This window comes from Robiginitalea myxolifaciens (assembly GCF_900115205.1).
In the GTDB taxonomy this organism is placed as follows: domain Bacteria; phylum Bacteroidota; class Bacteroidia; order Flavobacteriales; family Flavobacteriaceae; genus Robiginitalea; species Robiginitalea myxolifaciens.
The window spans coordinates 454,178-460,449 of the sequence record NZ_FOYQ01000001.1; the positions used below are offsets into that span (position 1 = coordinate 454,178).

Sequence of the window (6,272 nt, forward strand, 5' to 3'; positions counted from 1 at the left end):
CTGCGCCGATACATTAAATGCAAATAACAACCCCAGAATTAGTAAGCAACTACGGGGTGATTTTGGGCGGTAGTGGCCCGGATCAATCCTCCTGCAGGCTCTTGCGGTAAGCGTCACTTTGGGTTACCAGAAATTCGATGAGTTCAAATTCATTCTCCTTTCGGAGCAGGGAGCGCGAAGGCATTTGCGCATCGCAGAAATAGAGGAAGTCTTCAATTCCATCCGGAGGCAATTTCAGGTCCCGAATAAAAAAAGTATCGTCGTAAATCTGCCGCAATACATCGCTCATTTTCAGCTCTGTTCCTTCGGTTTCCTTCTTCTTATTTAAGGTTCCGGCCAAAAGCTTAAAAATGTTGACAAAATTCAAGCCATTCTGCATGCCGGTAACCGTAGGATCCAGGGCTATATTCTGCACCTCGCTTGTTTCATCGACTTCGTAATCAAAGCCTTTGAAACGCTCATTCTGGAGCCTGAGAAATTCCTCCTGCTCCTCCGGACTAACTGTTACCTCGTCCAGTTCCGTTACTTTTTCGTTAACCTCTACCACCAGGCGGTTTCGTCTCAAGGTCTCCTCATCTATGGTAACCACCTGAAGCTCATAGTTCAGGGCCATAAAAACGAGTTCATCGTCTAATTTGGCGGCTATGGCAAACCGACCCTGTTCGTCTGTAATGGTCGCAGTCCCGGCAGTGGTATTGATAACGTTCTCGTTGGGTACTGCGGTGTTCCGATAGAGTACGGTACCCCGGAGGATTTCGCGGTCGTCTTCCTGGGCAAAGGCAGAAGTCGCGGCTAAGAACGCAGTAAGTAGTAGCAATTTTCGCATTTCGGCTGGCAATAGAAATATAAAGAACGGGCATAGCCGTCGAAAAAAAAACACGGCGGGCATAAACTTATGTTAAGGTCAATAAAAACAAGGGGTTCCGCAGGTAAAATGCACTCGAATAATTTACCTATGTGCATCTTGTCGGATTCTGCCTCCGTTTATCCCGAAAATTGCGTAATTCAAGGGTTTTCTGACGCGTAGTTTCGGCAGAATCTTATTTTTGTTTCTTGGAGTTGGAATGACTTTGATTTTTGTCCCGATTTATCCCCACAAATCGGAATCTGCTGTAAATTAGGGCAATCCACCCACCTGCATACCCAAAAATGCGGATTATGAAAGCTAAGAACTTCCTACTATGCGCCCTGCTGCTGGGCGGTCTGTCTGTTTATGGACAGGTAAAAATCGGCGACAACCCTCAAAATATTGACCTGGCATCCCTCCTGGAACTGGAGAGTACAGATAAGGCCCTGGTCTTAAGCCGGGTAACCACCGCCGAAATGAATGCCATTGTTCCCCTGGAAGGAGCTATTGTATTCAACACGGATATCGCCTGCCTGTTTTACTACGAAGGCACCCAGTGGATCAACCTTTGCGAGGAACTCCCGCTGGAATTTACGACCGACGCCATTGTGAATACAGCCGAAACCATGGTGATTACCCTGAACGGGGATGCCGTGAACTTCGAAGTGGGCGAAATCAGCAGCGAAAACATAGTGGATTTTAGTATTGGGGGGATTGATATTCAGAACAACGCCGTTACAGCGGATAAACTAGCCCCGAATTCCGTGGGCTCCGAAGAATTACAGGACAATACCATTACCGACCTGGAAATGGATTATACCGAAGTTACCCTGGCCGACTTCACCAATGATGCCGGGTTTATTACAGGGGCGAACATTATCAGCGCAGATGCCGGAAACAATATTACGGCAGGTACCGATGGGGGCGCCTATTTCAACGCTGAGCCCTTCGAAATCGCCATCAACAACCTGCAGGACGACCTGGACTTAAAAGAAGATGTCGCCAACAAATCCACCGATGTTACCCTGGGCAACTCGGATATCCTCTACCCTTCTCAAAATGCGGTGAAGACCTATGTGGATAACGTGGTTGGGGGCTCGGCCCAGACCATCGTCAGTACCGATGGCGGAAACAGTATTACAGCCGGGGGTGACGGTGGGGCATTCCTCAATATTACACCGCTTCAGAATCAGGTAACTACAGTACAAAACGACCTGGCTACCCACGTGGGAGCCGATGCCGACCTCAGTGCAACCAATGAGCAAATCACGAGCATTGTGCTCAACGGGAACGATTTGGAAATTACTGAAGGCGGGGTTGTCATTACAGGAGATCTCAGTGCGCTTGCCGGAGCCGGGGCGCAGAATTTGGCCGGGGTCCTTGCAACCGGAAACGACGGAGGTGCTGCACAAATCAAAAACATACTCGATCCGACCGATCCACAGGATGCAGCCACCAAAGCCTATGTGGATGCCGAAATTGCCGGTGTTGGCGGCGGGGGAACCCAGGATTTAAATAGTGTTCTTACACAGGGCAGTGATGCCGGGGCACAGCAAATTAACAACCTTGCCGATCCTACGCTGGATCAGGATGCGGCCACCAAAGCCTATGTAGATGCGGTTGCCGGTGGTGGCGCGGTAGAAGTTGCCGATCAGGTTACCATCGTAGGGGTGGGTTCCATGGGTGATCCTTTCCGGGTTGCCGATGGGGGTATCGATACCGACCAGCTGGCCGACGACGCGGTTACCGGACCCAAAATCCTCGACGGTACTATTGTAACTGCAGATATCGCGGATAACTCCGTAACCATTGAAAAGATCCTGAACGGAGCCCCGGGTCAGGTTCTGACGTCAGATGCCATGGGCGATGTTATTTGGGCTGCTCCTAGCGCGGGTACCGTTGCTTCAGACGCCACCCTTATCGGAGACGGTACAGCGGGAAATGAATTAGGCCTGGCCGATGACGCGGTAACAACCGCCAAAATATTGGACGGTGAAGTACAAACCGATGACCTTGCCGATGAAAACGTAACCCCTGCCAAAATCGAGGCAGGAGCTGCCGGGGAGGTACTCACCACGGACGGAGCCGGCGATGTGGTTTGGGCAGCACCAACTGCTGGTGCTGTGGGTACGGATGCTACGCTGATAGGAGATGGAACAGTAGGTAACGAACTTGGCCTGGCCGACGACGCGGTAACAACCGCCAAAATATTGGATGGGGAAGTACAGACAGATGATATTGCAGACAACAATGTGACGGTTGACAAAATTGCCGAAGGAACTGACGGACAAGTTCTGACCACGGATGGAGCCGGGGATGTGATATGGGATACCCTTAACGCAGATGAAGTTGCATTCGACGGTCTAACATCATCATTAACCGCAACCGATGTGCAGGGAGCGATCGATGAAGTTGTAGCTAATTTAGGAGCCACGGGCGATCCCAATGGAGTGTTTTTTGCAGATGCTGGCACGGGAGCTCCTATCACCGACGAACCTGGCTTCTCTTGGAACCCCGCCTTGCGATTTAATACCGGAGGATTGGGAATTGGATTAGATGGTGATCCACACGGTGACCTTACCAAGGTGCATATTCGAGAGCAGGTTACAGGTATCGCCTACCCCTTGATGTTACAGAACGACAATACGGCAAATGGCAATACTGTTGGTCTTTTATTTTCTGTAAGCGCCACTACACCAACACCTTATGCAAAAGGTGCTATTGTATTCGAGCGGGTTGATGGATTCGGGGACGGAAGTATTCACTTTTTGCAAAATACTGGCAATGTACTTTCCGGTCCTACACTAAATGATGCCAAGTTTACGGTCACCTATCAAGGTGACGCGGGAATAGGTACTCGAACACCAAATGCCAAATTAGAGGTAGAAGGAGAAACGCTCACCGAGAGCCTGGAGAATGAAGGATTCTATACCGATGAAAATGGCGTTACGGGTACACCCGGTCAAGTCCTGACCGCTACAGCAACAGGTACGGCCTGGGCCGCTGCCGGAGGTGGCGGAACCGTTAACGTAGACGGCACCACCATTACCGGAGACGGCGATGGCACTCCGCTTGCCGTAGGAACAATTTCAGGAGGTCCGGGAGGCCAAATTGCAGCTAATTCAATTACTCAAGGGGACATTGATACTGACGCCATAGGAAGCGGTGAAATTATAGACGATGCCGTTGGCGAATCCGAAATTCAAGATGCTGCAGTAACTCCTGCCAAAATAGAACCCAGTCTGAACGACGGGGATGTCCTCACCACCACGGGAGGGGCAGTTGTTTGGGCCGCTCCAGCCACCTCCGCGGTTTCTGTTTGGGGAAAAGTAAATGGAAATTCAAATGCGCTTACCAAGGGCAACGGGATTTCCGGTATAACGAGCGCGGGTAATGGCCAATTCACCATAAACTTTACTGCTGCTCTGGCAGATTCGAATTATACAGTACAACTTTCCGCGACGGGCGACTACCGCATTTATGTTGTAGTGCAAACCAATAATTCCATGGATATTGAAGTAAGGAATAATATTACGGATGCTTTAGAGGATCCTTCATTCTTCTTTGTAAGCATCATCGAATAATATGCGATTTGCAATAAACATAGCGCTCATTTTCCTGGGAGGGATGCCCACGGCACTCGCCCAACCTGCCCTGCAGCACTACGGAGGAATGCAGATGCACGATGGGGCGCAGGTGGGTATGCACACAGACCTGGTCAACGAGGCTGTTTTTGATCAAAATCAGGGCCTGCTTGGCTTCTATGGAGATAATACCCTTGTAGTTAGCGGTTCTGTGGCACCGGGGTTTTTCGATGTGGAAATTGCGGCCCCCTTTGGTGTGGAATTGCAACTGCCCTTGCTCATTGGCAATAACCTCAATTTCATTATCGGGGATTTCCGAACGGATCGCGCCCTGGCCGATCGTTATATTGGCATGTTGCAAAATGGATTTACCAATGGGGAATCCGACGCTTCCAAGGTAGATGGTTTTGCCCTGTTTACCCAGCAAAGCACCATTGTATTTCCGGTGGGAGATATTGACCAGTTACGGCCCCTCACTTATCAGGCCGGGGCACCTGCGGCTATAGCCAAGTGTGCCTATTTCCGGGACGACCCCACGAATTCTGCTCAGTATGGTTTCCTGGATCCAACCTTTAAGCCCCCGACCATAGAGAATATAGGAACCCGGGAATTCTGGCGCCTCGAAGCCGACCAACCCGGCACAGTTACCCTCACCTGGAATCCGGATAGCGACCTGGAACTGCTGACGGATGATCTCGGTAAAATTGAATTGGTGGGCTGGGATAAGGCTTCCTCTCGCTGGGTACCCATTGGCACAGCTACCCGCGCGGGAGACCTGCAAAATGGTTTTGCGATCTCCGAAACCATTGTTCCGGACGAGTACGAGGTGCTCACCTTTGCAGGGTTGGGCGAACCGGAAGAGTTACTCGATCTGCCGAATTATTATTTGAGTCCGAACGGGGATAACATCAACGACTTCCTGGTCATCGAAGAGCTGATCGATTCGCCGAATAACGAACTGCGCATCTATGACCGCCGTGGTCTTCTGGTATATACTGCAGATAATTACACCGGGGATTTTCAGGGAATATCCAACACCAACAATCTCGTTGTAGACCGCGATGCAGGCCTTCCGGAGGGAATCTACTTCTATATTGTCCGAATGCTCGACCTGAATTTGGAATATCAGGGCTTTCTCTACTTACGTCGATGAGCCAGTTAACCATCCGTTTTCGATTAAACGTCCCTTTCAGACGATTAGGGAAAGTTTTGCTGATTTTCACAACAGCTAAGGGCTATTTCCCAACAAATTAATGACTTGCGATACCCCCGGCAGTATTTTTATAGTACCAAATCTATTGGGCTATGAAACGATTTATACCAGCAATTTGTCTACTATTTTCTATCTCTTTGGGAGCACAACTCAAGGTTGGTGAACGACCGAGTCAAATTCACCCAAATTCCGTCCTTGAATTGGAAAGTTCTGACAAAGCATTGGTCTTGCCCCGTTTGACAACTGCTCAAATGAACGCAATATCACCCCTTACCGGGGCAGTTGTATACAACAGGGACGAAGAAGCATTGTACTATTTTGTAGCTGATTCCTGGTATCGCGTCAGTGGTGCTGCCAGCCGTGACTTACGGTTTATCAATAATAACGATGGAACTTTTACAATTGTCTATGGAGACGGATCTACATTTCAGTCACAAGATTTGACAGGACCGGCTGGACCGGCTGGAGAAAAAGGCGAGCCGGGAGATCCGGCTACTGATGATCAACAAATCACCGACTTTAGCCTGGATGGAAATATCCTGACCCTGACTCTTGAAAACGGGGGAACTCAGACTGTAGACTTATCCGGTTATGTCAGCACAGACAACCAAGATTTGACCGGAGCCAC

General features: G+C 49.8%; 4 protein-coding genes. 3 read left to right on the forward strand and 1 reads right to left on the reverse strand.

Going from position 1 to position 6,272, the window contains the following annotated elements:
• Positions 1-82: 82 nt before the first annotated feature.
• Entirely contained in the window at positions 83-826 is a 744-nt protein-coding gene (locus tag BM318_RS02010; RefSeq protein ID WP_092980249.1) for a carboxypeptidase-like regulatory domain-containing protein, read from the reverse strand.
• A gap of 332 nt (positions 827-1,158) precedes the next feature.
• Here BM318_RS02010 and BM318_RS02015 point away from each other — a divergent pair, with 332 nt between their 5' ends.
• From BM318_RS02015 to BM318_RS14350, 3 genes are all read left to right on the forward strand, one after another.
• Entirely contained in the window at positions 1,159-4,431 is a 3,273-nt protein-coding gene (locus BM318_RS02015; protein WP_143099897.1) for a beta strand repeat-containing protein, read from the forward strand.
• A 1-nt stretch (position 4,432) separates the two neighbouring features.
• On the forward strand, positions 4,433-5,584 hold the full coding sequence (locus tag BM318_RS02020; protein WP_245759713.1) for a T9SS type B sorting domain-containing protein: 1,152 nt from the start codon (positions 4,433-4,435) through the stop codon (positions 5,582-5,584).
• A gap of 311 nt (positions 5,585-5,895) precedes the next feature.
• On the forward strand, positions 5,896-6,272 hold a 377-nt coding region (locus BM318_RS14350; protein ID WP_218154978.1), incomplete at its 3' end, for a hypothetical protein.

What these genes read in the sequence shown, in the direction of transcription:
- BM318_RS02015 (WP_143099897.1), top strand. Translation starts at nt 1,159, where the DNA reads ATGAAAGCTAAGAACTTCCTACTATGCGCCCTGCTGCTGGGCGGTCTG.
- BM318_RS02020 (WP_245759713.1), top strand. Translation starts at nt 4,433, where the DNA reads ATGCGATTTGCAATAAACATAGCGCTCATTTTCCTGGGAGGGATGCCC.
- BM318_RS02010 (WP_092980249.1), bottom strand. Translation starts at nt 826, where the DNA reads ATGCGAAAATTGCTACTACTTACTGCGTTCTTAGCCGCGACTTCTGCC.